Below are 19,967 nucleotides of genomic sequence, written 5' to 3' on the forward strand. Positions count from 1 at the left end.
CATCATCATACTATCAAAGTTCCTATCGCGGGAGAGGGGGTAGATCGAAGTGAAATTAAAAAATCTGTGACCAATTCAAAATAAAATCTTGTCTATAAAAACTTCAGGGACGTTGCCTAGTAAAAAATTTAGAAATTAATGAAGATTATGATGTAAATGATTGCGAAGATAGTTCAATGGGTAGATCGTTTATTTAACAGAAGTTTTGAATGAGCAAGCAAGCTTGCTTCTAGAGCGATTGCAAGTTAGCCCTTACTTAAGGGCCGCCTTATTAATTTATAAGCTCACTCAGGAAAAATAACAGGTCAAGCTCGTTTTCACCCATGTATCGAAGTCCTATGTGAATCATTTAAAATTTACAGCTTGCTTGCATCCTAATCTAGATTTAAGCTCGACGTGCAAAGCAGCGATAAAAATTTTCCGTGGTGATATTTGCTATTTCTTCGTATTCCATGCCTCTCAACTGAGCGATAGTTTCTGCCACATGCTTCACTAATGCTGGATGGTTTTGTTTTCCGCGAAATGGGACTGGTGCTAAATAAGGAGAGTCCGTTTCGATTAGAATGCGATCAAGAGGAATTGCTTTCGCTACCTCTTGTAAACTCTTTGCATTCTTAAATGTAACAATCCCTGAAAATGAAATATAAAAATTAAGATCTATTGATCGAAAGGCAATGTCTAAATCTTCAGCAAAACAATGCATTACACCACCAACTTGTGCAGCACATTCTTCTTCCATTAATTTTAAAGTATCTTCAGCTGCTTGACGAGTATGAATAATAAGCGGCTTTTTTGTAGTTTTTGCTGCATAGATATGCTGCCGAAAGCGCTCTCTTTGCATTTCTTGAGTCTCTGGCGTCTCAGTGCGATAATAATCTAGCCCTGTTTCTCCTATTGCAATACAAGAAGGATTAGCAGCTAAATCAATTAAAGCCTCTGCAGTGACCGGCCTATCCATTTCACTATTGGGATGAACGCCCACCGAAATGCTTATTTCTTTGTAATCTTTTGCTAGTTGTTCTAATTGAGGATAATCATCTAAGTCCACGCAAACACATAAGAAGTGTTCGACACCATCGTGACGAGCTCGGGATAAAACCTCAGCCATGTCCTGATTAAAATCGGTCAAATCTAAAAAATTGAGATGACAATGAGAGTCTACAATCATTTAATTCCTCTAGGTTTTCTATTAAGGTACTACTAACTAAATAGTGTCGGTAATTTGGTTGGATTTTAACATGCCTGCTAAATGGGTTTCTATTTTATTGCATAAAGTTCTACTGTTAGCTCCCTCAAATTGTACACCAATTCCAGGTGGTTTCCCGCCTTGAGCCCCTTTAGGGGTAATCCATACCACTTTACCACTAATAGTATGAGGTTGAGCTTCATTAAGAAAATTAATTACTAATTGAATAGGATCACCAAGGGAAAAACTGGGATTTGTTCTAATAAAAAGGCCACCGCCCTTAATAAAGGGCATATAGGCTAAATATAAAGAAGCTTCAGTAGGAAAAGAGCAAGTAATATTTTTTACTTCCGCAACCATAATTCTTCCTTTAATTAACCAAAAACAGTAGGCTCATTCACCAATATTCAGAGCCAATTCCTACCCACTTTGAGTGGAATTCATTGAATGTTCTAGTGAAAATAATAAGTCTTCCAACACTAAAAGTTGATTCATATTAATATTATGGCTTAATTTTTTTAAAATATTATTAATTTTTGCAATTTGTTCAAAGATAACCAAAGGACTGAGTCTGACTTTCAATGTCATTAATCCCTCATAAGAGGGGCTATCAATTGCTAGAGTGTTAATATTCAAATATAGGACTTGGGAATAAACTAAATACAAGAACCATAATAAATTATTCAAATCATACTGGCTCCATTGAGAAGCTAAGATGCAGGGGTTTTGCTTTTTATCCAGGAGTGAAAGTAATTCCGCAATTAGCGAATCCGCTTGTTTTGCTAAAACAGCGCGTTCGGAATGTTCAGGATAATAACTAGCCAGCTCTAATAAATTGCTTATTGAATTATCTTTTTCTGAGGAAAAATGCACTAACTGGCAACGGCTTAAAATAGTGGGCAATAAGGTAGCCAGTTGCTCTGCAATTAAAATAAAATGAGTATTCTCTGCAGGCTCTTCTAATATCTTTAATAAGGCGTTGGATGAAGCACTATTTAATCGCTCAGCAGACTCCATAACTATTATTTTATGAGAAGAGCGTTGTGGCGTTAAAAATGCCCCTTGTTGCAACTCACGTATTTGCTCTATTTTGATTGCGGAACCCGTTTTTTCTGGCTTAATCCAATGAAGATCGGGATGCTCCATACACTGCGTCATCAGACAATCAGGGCACTGACCACAGGGTTCCGTTTTCTCCAGCGCTTTACAATGCAAGAGCGCAGTTATTTTAAGGGCAAAATCAGCTAGGCAATAATGTAGCGGTCCTACGAAAAGGAAAGCTTGAGGAATTCTCTTATTTACAAAGGCATTTTGGATCATTCGCCATTGGCTAGGATGATTGGAGGTCATGATTACTCTAAAAATTGACGTACTGCATTTTTTATATGCTCTTGTACTTCTAACAAAGGCAGTGTCGCATCAATTTTAACAATATCTTCACGGCCATGAATACATTGCATATACATTTTATGGACTTTATGAAAAAAATCGATAGTTTGTTGTTCAATGCGATCGAATTGCCCACGCAATTGCGCTCGTTTAATACCCAATTCAGGGCTTAAATCCAAATATAAAGTTAAATCAGGTCTAAATCCATTAAGACAAAACTCAGATAAGTGCTTAATCATCGTTGAACTTAATTCCCTACCACCACCTTGATAAGCCATCGTTGATAATTCAAAACGATCTGCTATAACCCAGGTTCCTTCTTGCAAAGCAGGCCTAATGACCTCTTTTAATAACTGGACGCGAGCCGTGTACAGCAATAATAATTCACTTTTATCATCCAAAACATCTTTATACTTAGGATTTTTAATAATACTTCTCAGCTGCTCCCCCACCTCAGTGCCACCAGGTTCACGAGTGGTAATAGCCGCAATTCCAGCATGGTTTAAAAAATCTACTACAGTAGCTACAGCAGTGGATTTTCCCGCGCCTTCCAATCCCTCAATAACAATCAGTTTACCGGACTTTAAACTCATTAGGATCCCTTGCGTTTATACTGGTTAATAGCTTGTTTTTGTTCTTCATAAGTTTGAGAAAACTGATGGGTACCATCTCCTCGAGCCATAAAATAGAGATAATTAGACAATTGAGGGTGTGCTGCTGCATCAATAGCCTCTTTACCCACCATAGCAATAGGGGTAGGAGGTAGACCACGGTTTTGGTAAGTATTATAAGGAGAGTTTATTGATAAATCTTCATGCGTTAAGCTACCTTTGTATGTATCCGCCATCGCATATATAACCGTAGGGTCCATCTGCAAAGGCATATGCTTATTTAATCGGTTAATTACTACACCAGAAATTAATTTTCTTTCCTGAGGAACTGCGGTTTCTTTTTCAATAATTGAAGCAGCAATTAACAATTCATAAGGGGTTTTATAGGGTAAATTAGGGCTACGATTTTCCCAGCATTCATTTAAATAGTTTATTAAGTTCCGATGTGCCTGCTGTAATATCTTTTTAGCATCTGAACCACCCGCATAGCGGTAGGTGTCAGCAAGTAATAAACCCTCAGCATTGGGATGGGTTTGTTTAAAATCAGCCCATACGGAAGGATCATAATTTAAATAGGCAGCTGCCTTTAAATCTTGTTCAATTTTTTTCTGGGTAGTTCCGGCAATAATAGTAAAATTAAAACTCAATACATCACCCTTTGCTACACGATGTAATAATTGTAATGGAGTTTCACCAGGATTAATTTGATAAACGCCTGCTTTTAATTGTTGTGCCAAATCTTCATACTGAATAAGTGCAACCATTAGTTTGGTTGATTTGATTAGTTGCCTCTCTTTTAAAGTATGCACAAATTGAGAAGCCGTAGTTGATTTATCTAAGGTGATAATTATGGGTGATGCATTACTGGCTAATAGAGGAGTATTGATTAAATTATAAAAAATCCAAATAAAAAAAAGAAAAGACATAAAAAACAATAGGATTATTCCTAAAAAAAGTTTTTTATGTCTTGAGAAATAGTTCATTTAGATTCGTTTAAATAATAGGCTTCCGTTTGTCCCACCAAAACCTAAGGAATTGCTAAGAACATAATTAATTGTTCTTTTTTGAGGTGTATGCGGTACATAATTTAAATCACATCCTTCATCAGGATTATCTAAATTAGTGGTGGGAGGTGCTATCTGATCACGAATAGCTAATACGCTAAATATCGCTTCAACCGCACCAGCAGCCCCTAATAAATGCCCGGTCATTGACTTGGTGGAGCTAACCGCTAAATCATAAGCATGTTCTTTAAACACTTCTTTTATTGCTTTTGTTTCACCCAGGTCATTTAAAGAAGTGGATGTACCATGAGCATTAATGTAATCTACTTGTGTAGGATCGATATGAGCATCTTGAATGGCCGCCAGCATCGCGCGAATAGCGCCATCGGCATCTTCATCAGGTGCAGTGATATGATAAGCATCCCCGGACATACCAAAGCCTGCTAATTCTGCGTAAATTTTTGCACCGCGAGCTTTTGCATGTTCGTATTCTTCTAACACTAAAACACCAGCACCCTCACCCATCACAAAACCATCACGATCTTTATCCCAAGGACGGGAGGCCTTGGTTGGCTCATCATTGCGTTTAGAAAGAGAGCGTACCGCTGAAAAACCAGCTAAGCATAAAGGGGTAGTAGTCATTTCCGCCCCGCCGCAAACCATCACATCGGCATCTCCATAGGCAATCATACGACCTGCAAGGCCTATATTATGAGTTCCCGTAGTACAGGCAGTAACCACAGAAATATTAGGCCCTTTGAGGTTATGTCTTATTGAAATCTGTCCAGCAACCATATTGATAATACCTGCTGGAATAAAAAAGGGAGAAACTTTGCGCGGACCACCAGCTACTAATTTGTCTTGATTGTTAGTAATGGTTTGAATTCCGCCTATTCCTGCGCCAACCGCTACACCAACGCGCGTGGCTAGGGCCTCATCTATTTTTAAACCTGAGTCAGCAATGGCTTCATCAGCTGCAACCACACCGTATTGAGTGAAAAGATCCATTTTTCGAGCGTCTTTTAGCGGAATATGATCCTCAACATTAAAATTCTTGACCTTAGCCCAAATTTTTGTGCTGTACTCACTGGTATCAAAATCATCAACAGTACCTACACCACTTACGCCAGCTAATATATTTTGCCAAGTTTCTTCTACATTAAGTCCAACAGGGGTTAACATACCCATGCCAGTAACAACTACACGCCGCTTATTCAATGAAAACTCCTCGAAAAATTAAGCATTTTAATAATGGTATTACTTAAAATATTTGCCTTTGTATAGATAGGCTTGTCTATAAGAGGCTGAGCCTTGGGTTAACATTAGCTTAATGTCGACTTTTTACTGAATCTTAAGCTAAAGCCCCAACTACTTTGTGTATAGCCATCCCTTCTAGAAGAAGGGATGTTTATTATTAAGTGCTACCATAACTTGACATGGTTCAAGCAAATGAACCAATGACAAGTCTTTTGGCGTCTTATGAGCTAGATTCGCTCATTATTTTACCTACTACAATAAGATGCCGATATTGCAGCAGAAGAAGAATTAAGCTTCTTCTTTATTCATGTTTGATTCGATGTAATCAATAGCTTCTTGAATCGTGGTGATTTTTTCAGCTTTTTCATCAGGAATTTCAGTTTCAAATTCTTCTTCTAAAGCCATAACCAACTCTACAGTATCAAGAGAATCAGCACCTAGATCATCTACAAACGACGCATCATTTTTCAGTTCTTCTTCTTTAACGCCCAATTGCTCAACAACAATTTTACGAACTCGATCTTCAACTGTACTCATAACTTGATTTTCCTCTTTCGATTGATTTAAATAATTTTAAATTCTGTTTGGTAGTTTATTAAATTATACAGATAACGCAAGTGCATTAATCCATATACATCCCGCCATTGACATGAATTGTTTCACCTGTGATATATTTAGCGCTATCTGACGCTAAAAAAGCTACTGCTTCCGCAATATCTTCTGCCTGACCTAGCTTACGCATTGGAATTCTTTTTAACATTTCGTCTTTTACCATATCGGGTAATGCAGTGGTCATGTCAGTATCAATAAAACCAGGCGCTACTACGTTTACGGTAATTCCCCTACTTCCAATTTCTTGAGCAAGTGATTTAGAAAAACCAACTACGCCTGCTTTAGCTGCAGTATAATTAACCTGGCCTGAATTTCCGCTTGAGCCTACAACTGAACCGATAGAAATTATTCTACCCCAGCGAGCTCTAAACATTGGCTTTAAACACGCTTTTGACATACGAAAAATGGAATTTAAATTAGTCTCAATTACTTTAAACCATTCTTCATCATCCATGCGTAAGAGTAAATTATCGCAAGTAATCCCCGCATTATTAACTAATATAGAAGGATTTTGATTATTTTCCGAAAAATAATCCATCAATGTATCAATTTGCTCCGCGTTCGTAACATCCAAAACCAAACCTTTACCTGCTAAATGCTCTTTATCGAACAAGGCATTGATAGACTCAGCACCTTTTTCTGAGGTAGCAGTACCAAAAACAAAAGCGCCGCTTTGAGCTAATTTTAGAGCAATAGCTTGACCTATGCCACGACTTGCCCCCGTTACTAGAGCAATCTTACCTTCTAAAGTTTTCATAAATCATCCTCAAGCTGGAATATGAACTTGTTCCATTAATTGATCTAAACTAATAGTATCGTAGATACATATCGTAGTTAAACTACGTTCAATTCTCTTTGTTAAACCACTTAATACTTTTCCGGGGCCACATTCAATCAGCTGGGCAATCCCTCTATTTTTAAAGAGTTGGATCGTTTCTACCCAGCGCACTGGACTATATAATTGTTCTTTTAAACGCTCACGAATGTGCTCGGCAGAATAATAAATGCTTAAATCCACATTGGAAATCACATCAATAGCAGGACGTTTAAAGGGCGTCGCGGCTAAGCTCTCAGCGAAAAGTTCAGCCGCTTCCATTAATAAGGGGCAATGACAGGGTACGCTCACTGGAATTATTTTAGCTAACCGTGCACCTGCTTCTTCAGCCAAGGCAATAGCTCTTTGCACTGCTGGAGTATGTCCTGCAATAACAACTTGTCCGATAGCATTATAATTTGCCGGGGTAACTTGTTCATTCGCTACACTTGCACTAATACATAAATCATTAACTTGTTGATCGCTTAAACCAACAATAGCAGCCATGGCACCAAGTCCCAAAGGAATGGCATTTTGCATCACTTGACCACGCTGAGCAACCAAGCGGACCGCATCAGATAAAGACAATGCATCAGCACACACTAAAGCAGCATACTCGCCTAAACTATGCCCAGCCATTAATTGGGGTTGAGGAGCTCCCTCTTTCATTAATAAACGGTAAATGGCCACATCGGCAGTTAACATAGCAACTTGAGTATATTCTGTTTGATTTAGCTTCTCTTCAGGGCCATTTTGAATTAAATGCCATAAATCATAACCGAGGGCATCAGAGGCTTCTGCAAAAAGATCCGTCACAATAGGATATTGCGGAAGAAAATCAGATAACATTCCTATTGACTGTGATCCTTGTCCAGGAAATACAAATGCTGTGTTAATCATAATAGAAACAACCCTTAATCTTATTAATAACGAATAACCATTGCACCCCAAGTCATTCCACCACCAAATGATTCTAGGAGTAATAACTGATCTCTTTGGATATGATTATTTTTAATCGAATAATCTAAGGCCAGAGGTATAGATGCTGCCGAAGTGTTACCTTGATTGGCAATGGTAACAATGACTTGCGACATAGGAAGAGATAATTTTTTAGCGATAGCTTGAATAATACGTATATTTGCCTGATGAGGTATTAGCCAATTAATATCAGATTTTTTTAATTTGCTAATTTCCAATACTTCATCAACAACATCCCCCATTATATTAACTGCGAGTTTAAACACTTCATTACCACGCATATTGATGGTGCAACGCTCCTCTGAGCTGGTGCCATTTTCTAAGGTTAAAAATCCCTCTTTATCATACATCGAGTGCAATACACTGCCCATAATGCCTTGACGCTCACTGGAACTTAGAATCACTGCACCAGCACCATCGCCAAATAAAATACAGGTAGAGCGATCAGTCCAGTCAACCACCTTAGACATACTTTCGCTACCAATAACTAATACATGTTGGGCACTACCTGTCGCAATATATTGCTTTGCCATATCCATGGCATAAACAAAACCACTGCAGGCTGCACTTATATCAAAAGCGGGTATGGGCTTGGTTATCTTTAAAGCATGTTGCACATTACAAGCCACACTTGGAAAAAAAGCATCTGGCGTACACGTAGCGACAATAATCAAGTCAATTTGTTCAGCTAGCATAGAGGCTGAGGCAAGTGCTTGTTCAGCAGCCTTAGTAGCCATAAAAGAAGTCGTTTCATGAGATTCAGCGATAGCTCTACTAGAAATACCTGTACGTGAAACAATCCACTCATGATCCGTATCAATCATGGTTTCTAATTCGGCATTAGTTAATTGTTTTTGCGGAGAATAACTTCCCGTACCACTAATTACAGCATTCTTCATAACAGCAATCCCTGATTTATAAACTCGTTTATTTTATCACGAACTAAATCTACAGCGTTGTTTTTAACTTCAAGCATCGCTTGTTCAATGGCCACTTCAAAACCCAATTCGTTAGCTCCGCCATGGCTTTTTACAACAATACCATTTAAGCCCAGCATACTTGCGCCATTGTGGCGAGAGGGATCCATGCGTTTTTTTACTTGATTTAGAATAGGAAGAGCCGATAAGCCAATAGCCTTAGTTAACCAATTCTTTTTAAATGAATCCTTCAATACGGTAAGCAAAAATTTTGCTAAGCCTTCACTGGCTTTTAAAGCTACATTGCCAACAAAGCCATCACAAACAACTAAATCCACATCTCCGGTATAAAAATGATCACCTTCAACATACCCCACATAATTGAGTAAAGAACACTCTGCTAACATATGGGCAGTACGTTTTACTTGATCATTACCTTTGATTTCCTCAACACCAATATTTAGTAAGGCTATTTTAGGATTACGATGTTCAATAGCTTGAATAAGTGCAGAACCCATCACTGCAAATTGAAATAAATGTTCAGCACATGAGTCAACATTAGCACCTAAGTCGATAACCCAAGTTTTACCTTTTATTGTGGGTAATTTGGAAATAATTGCTGGTCTGTCAATACCTGGTAAGGTTTTTAATACATAGCGCGCTGTTGCCATTAAAGCGCCAGTATTTCCTGCACTTACACAGGCTTGGGCTTGTCCTTCTTTAATTAAGTTAATAGCAACGCGCATGGAAGAATTTTTTTTGTTGCGTAAAGCATGTGATGGCAGCTCATCCATCTCTACCAATTCTGAAGCATGAACTATCGAGAATTGGTCAGAAGATAAAACACCGTATTTTTTTAACACAGCACTTATTTTATCTTGCGCCCCGACAAGGATTAACTTTAAGTCTGGATTTTTTTTAGCTGCGCGAACACAAGCAGGAACCACGACGTTTACCCCGTGATCCCCGCCCATCGCATCAATAGCAATGGTAATTTTTTTCAAGAAGATTACTCTTTTTCGTCTGCTTCGTAAGCGTTATCAGTATCGATAATTTTCTTACCACGATAGTAGCCATCTGGAGTCATATGATGACGTAGATGTGTTTCACCAGTAGTAGGATCTACTGAAAGTGTTGGCTTAGTTAAGGCATCGTGAGAACGACGCATATCACGACGTGAACGTGATTTCTTATTTTGTTGTACTGCCATTGTATTACTCCTAATTCGTAAAGCCGGAATATTACCGATATTTTAACTGCAATCCAAGTATTAATTACATAAAATATCAATAAGATTCAGTTTTTCCAGTTAAATATTGATTAACTTCCCCATCACAATCCTTAGTTTCCTCATGAAACTGAGGCACATAAAGATGCAGCTCATCAATAACCAAGTCCTCTAAATTGACTTGATAATTAGAAGAGACAATGCACTCATAATGTTCTAATAACTGCTCTGCGCGCTCATCATCGCGAGCAACAGCAATTGTCGTTGGATTATTATATATTAAATTAAATGCATTGAGGCAGCGTTGACATGTAACCGTAAGTTCGCCACTTACCACTAAATGCATTAAATAAAAATCTTCTTTGGCTTCCACTTGATAAGTCACATTGACTTGGCAGGGAGAAGCTAGAAAAGAAGGTAATCGAGCACTTAGGTTAAGATGTTGATTTTGTGACCCGTGCTTAGTTAATTCCTGCAAATAGAGCATCTATTTAATATCCAAATAGGATATTATCACTTTATTTGCAGGATTTATCAATTAATTGAATTAATTTAAGTCAATTATAATTCAGATTTCATTTTTAATACTTTAGTGCAGTATTTTATTGATCTTTAATTACCTCACCTACATTGACACACTTACCGTTTTGCCATGCACAGTTCAAGGTACTCCCTCCAGTGCCAGTAAAGGTTGTGGGTGAGCAGCAATTGTCTTGCTGCATTATTCCTGCACAGTCAGCCGCTGAGGTAGTACAATTTGCATAAGAAGGACTAGCGAAAATAGCACCGATAGCGATACAAGCATAAGCCGTTTGACGAATTGATAGCTTGTTATAAGCAAAATTTTTCATTTGTGTATTCCTCAAAGTAAGCACTCTATTATAGGATAGTATAAATTTATTAAAACTATCCAAAAATATGGTTTTACACCACTAAAAATATAGAGCTACGTGGATTACCCGATAAACTGAAAATTCGCTACCCCCTAATGGCAACTAAGCTTTCCTAATAAAAATCACCATTTACAGTAGTTTTATGAGATAATAACTATTTTATAGTCCCTTTATTTTACAGCAAATTTAAATTATGAAAGCAAAAGTTATTATTGGTATGTCTGGCGGCGTAGATTCTTCCGTAGCAGCATGGCTGCTAAAAGAGCAAGGCTATGAAGTAGAAGGCCTATTTATGAAGAATTGGGAGCAAGATGATCGTGATGATTTTTGCCCAGCCGCACAAGATTTAGCTGACGCTCAAGCGGTATGTAACCAATTACGTATCCCCTTGCACAGTGTTAATTTTGCCGAAGAATATTGGGATCGCGTTTTTCAACATTTTTTAAATGAATATGAGAAGGGCCGAACACCTAATCCTGATGTTTTGTGTAATAAAGAAATTAAATTTAATGCTTTTCTAAACCATGCCTTGTCCCTGGGTGCCGATCTTATCGCCACAGGGCATTATGCTAAAAACAAAATTGAAGGGGAGCGTGGGTACTTATTTAAAGCAAAAGATAGAGACAAAGATCAAACCTATTTTCTGCATGCTGTAGAACCGAAGGCTTTAGGGAAAACCTTATTCCCAGTTGGTGACTATACTAAACCCCAAATTCGTGATTTTGCTAAAAGTCTTAACTTGGCTACTCACGCCAAAAAAGATTCCACAGGAATTTGTTTTATTGGTGAAAAGCGTTTTAAAACCTTTTTAAATGAATTTATTCTTGCCAAACCCGGTGCAATAAAAAACACGGACGAGCAAATAATAGGACAACATGATGGACTCATGTTCTATACCTTAGGGCAACGACAAGGTTTAGGAATTGGCGGTTTAAAAAATAGTATGGACGAGCCTTGGTATGTTGTAGATAAAGACGTCCCTACTAATACTTTATATGTCGCACAAGGCAGTCAACACCCAAGGCTATATGCCCAAGGCTTAATATGCAGCCCTATCCATTGGTTAATTGACAATCCCACCAATCAATTACCCCTAACTTGTTATGCAAAAACAAGATATCGCCAAACAGAACAAGCCTGTATGATTTCACCACTTGATAATGAGCAACATTATGTCATGTTTTCTAGTCCCCAAAGGGCGGTTACACCAGGACAGTATGTCGTTTTTTATGATAAAAACCAGTGTTTAGGTGGGGCGACAATAGAACAAATAATTAGATAAAGGTTATAATTTATATAGGTATTTCACTAGAAAAATAGATTGGAGTTAAAAATGGCCGCGATTGATGTTTCACCCAATACCAGTACTGATATTCAATTTTCTGTTAATGCAGCAAATAAAGTAGCTGAATTAATCAAAGAAGAGGAAAATCCCAAACTTAATCTTCGGGTTTCTATCACGGGTGGTGGCTGCTCTGGCTTTCAATATGGTTTTAGCTTTGATGAAGAAATTAATGAAGATGATACTATTGTAGAACAACAGTGCTCAAATGGCGAGAATCCCGTAAAATTACTCATTGATTCAATGAGTTATCAATATTTACACAATGCCGAAATTGATTATATTCAAGGTATCCAAGGGGAGCAATTCGTTATTCGTAATCCCAACGCAAAAACCACTTGTGGATGTGGCTCCTCCTTTAGTATGGAAGATGATGACGATTATTTATAAATAAATGTTGGGTTAAATGACCCAACATTTGTGTTTTAAACCAATAGGCCCATTAATAGGGTTGAATAATCACCTTTGTTCCTATTTTAATAAAATTTTTACTCAACCAACTTGCTTCACTAGGTTTTACACGAACACAGCCATGGCTTGCGTTATAATTTGGCAATTCATAGGAACCATGGATAGCGTAGTATTTACTAAAAAACATACAATACGGCATAGGTGCACCACCTCGGCCTACGGGGTAACGAGTAGAACGACAACCAGCTCCGCCTTTACTGAGAATGCTATACACTCCAGCAGGTGTTTTGCACCCACGACGTATATCTTTGCAATAATGACTACCTCCAGAGCCCTTCCCAGTTCGCACCACTTTTCCGCTGTCATTAATTGCTTTCCAGGTTAAGGTTTTCGGATTATAAATAAAGGTGTTCGCTATTGCACTGCTAGAAAATCCTATCGATAATAATAAAGAAAAACCTAAAATAAATTTAAAGCGGGTGTTGGACCATTCCATAATTATTCCTAAATTATATTTCCATCACCTACATTTTAGATTATTTTTTGCACAATTCAACCCGTTTAAAATCATCGTGTTATATATTTCTCATAACACTAAGCAAATTTATAATTTATGTCCTACTATTAACTTGAGACAAACAAAAAAGGATAATTAATCATGTCTAAGAAATTAATCATCGCTGCAACATTAGCAATAAATAGCTTAGCAATTCCTTATGCTATTGCGGCAGATAGTGAGGCCACTCCACCTTCTACGGACAGCTCAGAGATGTCAAAAGATGCTTGGCTAAAAGCCATGGACCCCATGTTACCCGGTTTAATTTGTAAAGGTTTCATGAACGATAGCGATCTTAAAAAACGCTTCGATGAATTAAAAATTACCTATGATCAATGCGTCCAAATGATTCCTGACAGTCAGAAAAAATGTCAAGACCAAATTTATGCAAGCATTCCTGCCACCATAAACTCAGATACTGCTGGAACTTGGGGAAAAACATTAGGTGAGTGTATTGGGAAAGACTTTGCTGAAAAACACTTAGTACCAAAATCTTAAATTTTCAGTACGTGCCCATTCGGGCACGTGCTACTTCAATCTACCCAATAATTTACTCCAGATTTTTTTTCAAGAAAACTAACAAAAAGCTCATGTTCACTAAGCTCTATCTCGTTCGCTTTTACAATAATAGCATTACTAAGTTGCAGTTCCTTCTCTTTGCTCTGGATAACGTTGGCTGTAATCTCGGTTTCTACTTCCGCAAATAGGTTACCCTGGCCTCCAGTCATTGCCAAATAAACAAAAGCTAAAATTTCAGCATCAAGCAAAGCTCCATGAAGTTGCCGGTTTGAGTTGTCTATATCATAGCGTTTACATAAAGCATCTAAGCTATTTCTTTGACCAGGATGTTTTTCACGCGCCAACTCTAAGGTATCTAAAATGGAGCAATAATCCTCTAGCTTTTTATTCCACTGAACATGTCTAAATTCAGAGTTGAGAAATCCCACATCGAATGGAGCATTATGAATAATTAACTCTGCCCCACCAATAAATTGCAAGAACTCAGCACGGATATCACTGAAGAAAGGCTTGTCTTTTAAGAATTCATCACTAATCCCATGTACACGAAAAGCTCCTTCATCTACTGCTCGCTGAGGGTTTAAATATACATGGTAATGATTTCCAGTTAACTTTCTATCTATCAGTTCTACACAGCCAATCTCAATTACTCGGTGGCCTTGTTCATGCCCAATACCTGTTGTTTCGGTATCTAATATTACTTGTCTCATTTTTCTACCTTTCTGATACACAAAACACCTAATGTAGTAAGAGTATACTCGGCTTGTAGAAGCACAACTCAGCTACATATTTACCTTAACTCCTCAATCCCCTTGTTGGCTAGAGCATCTACTAAATCATTTTCTATATGTCCTGAATGTCCCTTAACCCAATGCCAAGTGATGCTATGTTTTTTGGCCAGCTCATCCAATAATTGCCATAAGTCGGCATTTTTTACAGGCTCTTTCTTAGAGTTTTTCCAACCATTTAATTTCCACTGCCTCATCCATTCGCTCATGCCTTTTCTTAAATATTGTGAATCTGTATATAAATCCACGGTGCAGGAGCGCGTTAGCGCCTCTAAACCTTTAATTGCAGCCATTAACTCCATGCGATTATTGGTGGTTAAAGGCTCTCCTCCATGCAAGGTTTTCTCGACTTCATTATAACGAAGCAAAACACCCCAACCACCAGGGCCAGGGTTTCCTTTACACGCACCATCAGTGTAAATTTTGACAGTCATATAAAAACCTTAATTATTATAAAACAGCATTATAAATCGGCTTGCACAAAGGCACCATCTAAAATACTTCTTTTTACCAGCGCAATATCGGGGGCAAAATAACGATCTTTATCATAGGGAGGAACAAGAGCTCTCACTTTATTATAAAAAAGCTCTAATTTAGGTGAGGTTTTTAAAGGCTTATGAAATTCTAAACCTTGAGTTCCTGCGAGGAGTTCAATCGCTAGAATAGTGGACGTGTTATCGAGCATTTCATGTAAACGGCGTGCCGCATTAGTTGCCATCGAGACATGATCCTCTTGATTGGCTGAAGTGGGCAAACTATCTACAGAATGTGGATGAGCTAAAGCCTTATTATCGCTTGCGCAAGAGGCTGCGGTGACATGAGCAATCATAAAACCAGAATTAAGTCCCCCCTCTTTTACTAAAAACGCCGGTAAATTGCTGAAATGATGATCAATTAATAAAGCAATTCGACGCTCTGAATTCGCCCCTATTTCGGCAATGGCTAAAGCTAAATTATCGGCAGCCATAGCAATGATTTCACCATGGAAATTACCCCCTGATAAAATATCACCTTGTTCTGAAAAGACTAAAGGATTATCTGAAATAGCATTAGCTTCTACCTCTAACGTGCTACTTACAAAACGAATTTGATGTAAGGCAGCCCCCATAATCTGCGGCTGGCAGCGTAAAGAATAGGGATCTTGTACCCTTGTACAATTCCGATGTGAGTCACGGATCTGGCTGCCTGCCAATAAGGCCCGGTATAAAGTGGCTACGTCTCGTTGAGCTTCATGGCCGCGAACTAAATGAATGCGATCGTCAAACGGTACATCACTTCCCATCGAAGCATCGACTGATAAAGAGCCCGCAACCAAAGCGGTTTCAAATAACTGCTCAGTTTTGAATAAAGCGGTTAAAGCCAGTGCGGTAGATACTTGAAGACCGTTCAATAAAGCAAGGCCTTCTTTAGCTTCAAGTTCTAAGGGTTCTAGGCCTGCTTGTTTTAAACCTTCTAATGCAGTCATTATCTTGCCTTTATAGCGTACCTCCCCTACACCTAATAAAGGTAAAGACATATGTGCGAGAGGAACTAAATCACCCGAGGCGCCCACCGAGCCTTTACAAGGAATGCAGGGATAAACTTGATGATTATAAAGGTTAACTAGAAATTGAATAAGCTCGGGGCGAACCCCAGAATACCCTTGCGCTAAGTTATTTATCTTTAGTAATAATATTAAAGCAACCACATCATCTGGCAACAACTCTCCTGTACCACAAGCATGAGAAAGAACGATATTACGCTGTAATTGTTTTAAATTCTCATTTGAAATTGTCTGATTAGCCAGAAAACCGAAACCCGTGTTGATCCCATAAACAATTTTTTTACTTTCTAAAACTTTAGCCACCGTTTTATGAGATTTTTGGATAGCATCCAAAGCCTCGTCTGATAAAGAGCAAGACTGTTTGCTCCTAATTAATTCCCTTATTAGTTTTAATGTAAGTTGGCCTGGTTTAAGAACAAAATGAGCAGTCATCTAAAACTCCTGTTTAAAGCATTGGTAACCAAAGATTATTTTCTGTAGCACAACGTTTTGCCAAGTCATAACCCGCATCAGCATGACGCATCACTCCGGTAGCAGGATCATTATGTAAAACTCGTGCTAATCGCGCTGCAGCCTCATCACTGCCATCAGCAACAATGACAACACCGGCGTGCTGTGAAAACCCCATACCCACACCACCACCATGATGAAGGCTTACCCAGGTTGCCCCACTTGCACAATTCAAAAGAGCGTTTAATAGGGGCCAATCTGAAATTGCATCGCTACCGTCCATCATTCCTTCTGTTTCACGATTAGGACTTGCCACAGAACCTGAATCCAAATGATCACGACCAATAACTATTGGCGCCTTAACTTTTTTAGTTTTGACCATCTCATTAAAGGCTAAAGCAAGTCTTGCCCTATCTTTTAACCCCACCCAACAAATACGCGCAGGTAAGCCTTGAAACGCAATTTTTTCTCGAGCCATATCTAGCCAATGATGCAAATGCTTATTATCAGGAATTAGCTCTTTTACCAGGGCATCTGTTGCGTAGATATCCTCAGGATCACCGGATAATGCTACCCAACGGAATGGACCTATACCTTCGCAAAACAAGGGTCTTATATAAGCGGGGACAAATCCTTCAAAGGCGAATGCATCGGTTTCTCCCGCCTCATATGCCATTTGCCGTATATTGTTACCGTAATCAAAAACAGGAATACCTCCTTTTTGAAATTCAAGCATTGCATGAACCTGTTGGGCCATGGATTTTTTCGCCGCCTCGACCACTTGATGAGGGTGAATTTTTCTCATTTCGGCCGCTTTTTCTAAGGACCAGCCCGCTGGTAAATAGCCATTAAGGGGATCATGGGCACTGGTTTGATCTGTCACTAAAGCAGGTTGCGCCCCAAGCTCAACTAATTTGCTGAAGATTTCAGCTGCATTTCCAAGAATAGCAACGGAAAGTGGCTTTCTAGCTTCGCAAGAATCATTAATCCAAGCCAAAGCTTCTTTCAAATCCCGTGTATACCTATCTAAATATCGCGTTTTTATTCTTTTGTGGATGCGACTTTCATCACACTCTACTGCTAAGACACTAGCTCCAGCCATAGTTCCGGCCAAAGTTTGCGCCCCACCCATACCCCCCAAACCACCGGTTAAAATCCACCGACCTGATAAATCACCTTGATAATGTTTTTTTGCAGCCGCGACAAAGGTTTCATAAGTCCCTTGGACAATTCCTTGTGACCCAATGTAGATCCAACTACCCGCAGTCATTTGTCCATACATCATCAAGCCTTTTTTATCTAATTCATTAAAATGCTCCCAAGTTGCCCATCTAGGAACTAAATTAGAGTTAGCAATAATAACTCTGGGCGCATCTTCATGAGTCGTAAAAACACCAACTGGCTTTCCTGATTGAATCAGAAGCGTTTGGTTGTTTTCTAATTTTTTTAATACCTCGATAATTTTATTAAAACAGTCCCAATTTCTTGCAGCCTTGCCCAACCCGCCATAAACAATTAATGAATCAGGATCTTCAGCCACCTCAGAATCAAGATTATTACATAGCATGCGCAAGGCTGCTTCTGTTAACCAGTTTTTAGCATCTAACTCTGTGCCTCGTTTCGCAGCGATATGATGTTTTTTTATTTCTTGATCCATTAATAACTCCCTTAAAAATAATCATCGCATGATACACCAGTCCCAATTGGACGGAAATATGATAAAAAAGATTGAGGATAAGTATTAATTATAGCGTTTTCGAAATTTATCCGAATAGTGTTCATATCAATCTTATGATATACTAAAATTTACGTCTTTAAATATTAGTATTAAGTGATTGATTAAAATGGAAAAACATCCTAAATCTCTTCGTGTTTTTTTCGCCACAGAAATGTGGGAGCGTTATGGCTTTTATGTAGTCCAATCACTTTTAGCTTTGTATTTAGCCCAACATTTTCAATGGCCAGATAAAGAAATTTATGCTTTGGTGGGTTCATTTACAGCTTTAACTTATCTTTCTCCGGTTATTGGTGGTTGGATTGCTGATAAACTAATCGGACAAAAAAGAGCGATCCTATTAGGCGCTTTAGTACTCTTTCTAAGCTATTGCTTATTATCATTATTCGAATCAGATATAGCCCTCACCTCCGCCCTAGCCGGGGTTGCCGTTGGCACAGGTTTATTAAAACCCAATATATCCTCCTTGCTTGGCAACGAATACCTCGCCGATTCACCACGCCGAGAAAGCGGATTTACTATCTTTTATATGGGGATTACCACTGGGATTATTTTAGGGACTACCCTTCCTAGTCATTTGAGTAAACATTACGGTTGGTCAACTTCCTTTGCTAGTGCAGCTGTCGGCATGGTCATCGCTTTTATGGTTTTTCGTATTGGTATTACTGTATATAAAATCAAAGATTACAATGCATATAGTTTTCAGTATAAAAGCACCATTAAGGCTTTATTATTAATGGCTGTTCTTTGGTCTTTATGCTTTTATATTTTAAATTCCCCTGAGTTAGCTAATCTTATGTTCGGTGGAGTAGTTTTGTTTTCGGCAATGTATATTTTGTATGCCGTTAGTAAAGAAGATGCGGCTCAAGCACGTCAAACCTTAGTTATTGGTTTACTCTGTGTCATTTCCGTGATGTTCTGGGCTTTTTATTTCCAGATGTTTATGTCACTGACCCTTTTTATCTCACGCTTAGTTGAACCAACCTTATGGGGTATAGAATTCCCACCACCCTACTACATCACAATCCAAAGTCTTGGCATGTTAGTAATTGGCTATTTTTTATCAAAAAAATATCCCCAACAAACTTTAATTGAACGTGGTTTGAGTACGGGTAAAAAATTTATTTTAGCGATGTTTTTTATGACCTTAGCTTACGCAATTATTGCTCTTGTGAGTACCTATTCGAGCTTGAATGTCTTATTACCACCTTTATTGATCATCCCTGCTTTTTTAATGATTTCGCTAGCAGAGCTTTTGTTATCACCAGTAGGTTTAGCAGCAATTACCTTTCTTGCGGATAAAAATAAAGTTAGTACAATGATGGGAATTTTCTTTGTTTCTTTAGGAATTGGTGGTTTTCTCTCCGGAAAATTAGCAGGCTTAACCGCTATTCCACATGGCGTAAGCAGTCTGACCGTGCTGCATGCCTTATATACTACCGCATTTCGTCAACAACTTGGAATTCTATTCACCGCGACAATTGGTTGCCTAGTTATTTTTGCAGTGATTAAATTTCTATTAACACGTGTGAAATCAATAGAATAAAAGATATCTTAAACAACTCGCTAGCCTTGAGGTGATTATTGTTGCAGGAAATAATTAATGAGCATAGCCAGGGCCACCTCATGAAAAAAATCTAGCTTAAATCGGTAAATAATGAGAGGCTAGCTTCATTTAAATGGATATAGGAATGAAGCTGGAAGAAGGATTTTTAGATTTTTTTATTTCACTTG

Annotated in this window: 23 protein-coding genes; 4 read left to right on the forward strand and 19 right to left on the reverse strand. The window is 38.4% G+C overall.

The genetic code is table 11. The annotated features are described in order from the left end of the window. Positions 1 to 385: 385 nt before the first annotated feature. The 14 genes from ELY15_RS05955 to ELY15_RS06020 form a co-directional block, all read right to left on the reverse strand. A complete protein-coding gene (locus ELY15_RS05955; RefSeq protein WP_127098746.1) occupies positions 386 to 1,168 on the reverse strand; it encodes a TatD family hydrolase in 783 nt (260 codons plus the stop codon). A 36-nt stretch (positions 1,169 to 1,204) separates the two neighbouring features. Further along, positions 1,205 to 1,546: a PilZ domain-containing protein gene (locus ELY15_RS05960; RefSeq protein ID WP_127098747.1), complete on the reverse strand. Its 342-nt coding sequence runs from the start codon at positions 1,544 to 1,546 to the stop codon at positions 1,205 to 1,207. Positions 1,547 to 1,606: 60 nt separating this feature from the next. Beyond that, the gene (locus tag ELY15_RS05965; RefSeq protein WP_127098748.1) at positions 1,607 to 2,536 is read right to left on the reverse strand and encodes a DNA polymerase III subunit delta'; all 930 of its coding nucleotides are present in this window, start codon (positions 2,534 to 2,536) and stop codon (positions 1,607 to 1,609) included. A 2-nt stretch (positions 2,537 to 2,538) separates the two neighbouring features. Then, positions 2,539 to 3,168 carry a dTMP kinase gene (gene tmk / locus ELY15_RS05970; RefSeq protein WP_127098749.1) on the reverse strand — a complete coding sequence of 210 codons (630 nt, stop codon included), beginning with the start codon at positions 3,166 to 3,168 and terminating at the stop codon, positions 2,539 to 2,541. After that, positions 3,168 to 4,169 (reverse strand): endolytic transglycosylase MltG, encoded by a 1,002-nt coding sequence (gene mltG, locus ELY15_RS05975; RefSeq protein WP_127098750.1) that lies wholly within the window; start codon positions 4,167 to 4,169, stop codon positions 3,168 to 3,170. The genes tmk and mltG overlap by 1 nt, the downstream gene beginning before the upstream one ends. Continuing rightward, positions 4,170 to 5,408 carry a beta-ketoacyl-ACP synthase II gene (gene fabF / locus ELY15_RS05980; protein WP_127098751.1) on the reverse strand — a complete coding sequence of 413 codons (1,239 nt, stop codon included), beginning with the start codon at positions 5,406 to 5,408 and terminating at the stop codon, positions 4,170 to 4,172. It abuts the gene before it with no gap. 327 nt (positions 5,409 to 5,735) lie between these two features. Next, on the reverse strand, positions 5,736 to 5,984 hold the full coding sequence (gene acpP, locus ELY15_RS05985; RefSeq protein WP_045095368.1) for an acyl carrier protein: 249 nt from the start codon (positions 5,982 to 5,984) through the stop codon (positions 5,736 to 5,738). Positions 5,985 to 6,069: 85 nt separating this feature from the next. Further along, positions 6,070 to 6,816 (reverse strand): 3-oxoacyl-ACP reductase FabG, encoded by a 747-nt coding sequence (gene fabG / locus ELY15_RS05990; protein WP_127098752.1) that lies wholly within the window; start codon positions 6,814 to 6,816, stop codon positions 6,070 to 6,072. Positions 6,817 to 6,825: 9 nt separating this feature from the next. After that, positions 6,826 to 7,773 (reverse strand): ACP S-malonyltransferase, encoded by a 948-nt coding sequence (gene fabD, locus ELY15_RS05995; protein WP_127098753.1) that lies wholly within the window; start codon positions 7,771 to 7,773, stop codon positions 6,826 to 6,828. Between the two features lie 23 nt (positions 7,774 to 7,796). After that, positions 7,797 to 8,750: a beta-ketoacyl-ACP synthase III gene (locus tag ELY15_RS06000; RefSeq protein ID WP_127098754.1), complete on the reverse strand. Its 954-nt coding sequence runs from the start codon at positions 8,748 to 8,750 to the stop codon at positions 7,797 to 7,799. Next, positions 8,747 to 9,772: a phosphate acyltransferase PlsX gene (gene plsX / locus ELY15_RS06005; RefSeq protein ID WP_127098755.1), complete on the reverse strand. Its 1,026-nt coding sequence runs from the start codon at positions 9,770 to 9,772 to the stop codon at positions 8,747 to 8,749. The genes ELY15_RS06000 and plsX overlap by 4 nt, the downstream gene beginning before the upstream one ends. Positions 9,773 to 9,777: 5 nt before the next feature. Further along, positions 9,778 to 9,978, reverse strand: a complete 201-nt coding sequence (gene rpmF / locus ELY15_RS06010; RefSeq protein ID WP_127098756.1) for a 50S ribosomal protein L32 — start codon at positions 9,976 to 9,978, stop codon at positions 9,778 to 9,780. Between the two features lie 76 nt (positions 9,979 to 10,054). Further along, a complete protein-coding gene (locus ELY15_RS06015) occupies positions 10,055 to 10,483 on the reverse strand; it encodes a DUF177 domain-containing protein (RefSeq protein WP_127098757.1) in 429 nt (142 codons plus the stop codon). 115 nt (positions 10,484 to 10,598) lie between these two features. Next, entirely contained in the window at positions 10,599 to 10,847 is a 249-nt protein-coding gene (locus tag ELY15_RS06020) for a hypothetical protein (RefSeq protein WP_127098758.1), read from the reverse strand. 235 nt (positions 10,848 to 11,082) lie between these two features. Here ELY15_RS06020 and mnmA point away from each other — a divergent pair, with 235 nt between their 5' ends. Then, on the forward strand, positions 11,083 to 12,171 hold the full coding sequence (gene mnmA, locus ELY15_RS06025; protein ID WP_127098759.1) for a tRNA 2-thiouridine(34) synthase MnmA: 1,089 nt from the start codon (positions 11,083 to 11,085) through the stop codon (positions 12,169 to 12,171). Positions 12,172 to 12,222: 51 nt separating this feature from the next. After that, a complete protein-coding gene (erpA, locus tag ELY15_RS06030; protein WP_127098760.1) occupies positions 12,223 to 12,621 on the forward strand; it encodes an iron-sulfur cluster insertion protein ErpA in 399 nt (132 codons plus the stop codon). A 52-nt stretch (positions 12,622 to 12,673) separates the two neighbouring features. On the opposite strand, the gene ELY15_RS06035 is transcribed toward erpA, so the two are convergent. After that, a complete protein-coding gene (locus tag ELY15_RS06035; RefSeq protein ID WP_127098761.1) occupies positions 12,674 to 13,138 on the reverse strand; it encodes a L,D-transpeptidase in 465 nt (154 codons plus the stop codon). A gap of 162 nt (positions 13,139 to 13,300) precedes the next feature. On the opposite strand from ELY15_RS06035, the gene ELY15_RS06040 reads away from it, so the two are divergent. Continuing rightward, complete coding sequence (locus tag ELY15_RS06040) at positions 13,301 to 13,696, forward strand: hypothetical protein (protein WP_127098762.1); 396 nt, start codon at positions 13,301 to 13,303, stop codon at positions 13,694 to 13,696. A 35-nt stretch (positions 13,697 to 13,731) separates the two neighbouring features. On the opposite strand, the gene dnaQ is transcribed toward ELY15_RS06040, so the two are convergent. From dnaQ to hutU, 4 genes are all read right to left on the reverse strand, one after another. Then, entirely contained in the window at positions 13,732 to 14,427 is a 696-nt protein-coding gene (dnaQ, locus tag ELY15_RS06045) for a DNA polymerase III subunit epsilon (protein WP_127098763.1), read from the reverse strand. An 80-nt stretch (positions 14,428 to 14,507) separates the two neighbouring features. Next, a complete protein-coding gene (rnhA, locus tag ELY15_RS06050; RefSeq protein ID WP_127098764.1) occupies positions 14,508 to 14,939 on the reverse strand; it encodes a ribonuclease HI in 432 nt (143 codons plus the stop codon). A 29-nt stretch (positions 14,940 to 14,968) separates the two neighbouring features. After that, positions 14,969 to 16,480: a histidine ammonia-lyase gene (hutH, locus tag ELY15_RS06055; protein WP_127098765.1), complete on the reverse strand. Its 1,512-nt coding sequence runs from the start codon at positions 16,478 to 16,480 to the stop codon at positions 14,969 to 14,971. A 13-nt stretch (positions 16,481 to 16,493) separates the two neighbouring features. Continuing rightward, positions 16,494 to 18,155, reverse strand: a complete 1,662-nt coding sequence (gene hutU / locus ELY15_RS06060; RefSeq protein WP_127098766.1) for a urocanate hydratase — start codon at positions 18,153 to 18,155, stop codon at positions 16,494 to 16,496. A 187-nt stretch (positions 18,156 to 18,342) separates the two neighbouring features. On the opposite strand from hutU, the gene ELY15_RS06065 reads away from it, so the two are divergent. Continuing rightward, positions 18,343 to 19,779, forward strand: coding sequence for a peptide MFS transporter (locus ELY15_RS06065; RefSeq protein ID WP_127098767.1), 1,437 nt, complete (start codon positions 18,343 to 18,345; stop codon positions 19,777 to 19,779). Positions 19,780 to 19,967: the final 188 nt, after the last annotated feature.

The organism is Legionella sp. km772 (assembly GCF_003989735.1).
In the GTDB taxonomy this organism is placed as follows: Bacteria; Pseudomonadota; Gammaproteobacteria; order Legionellales; family Legionellaceae; genus Legionella.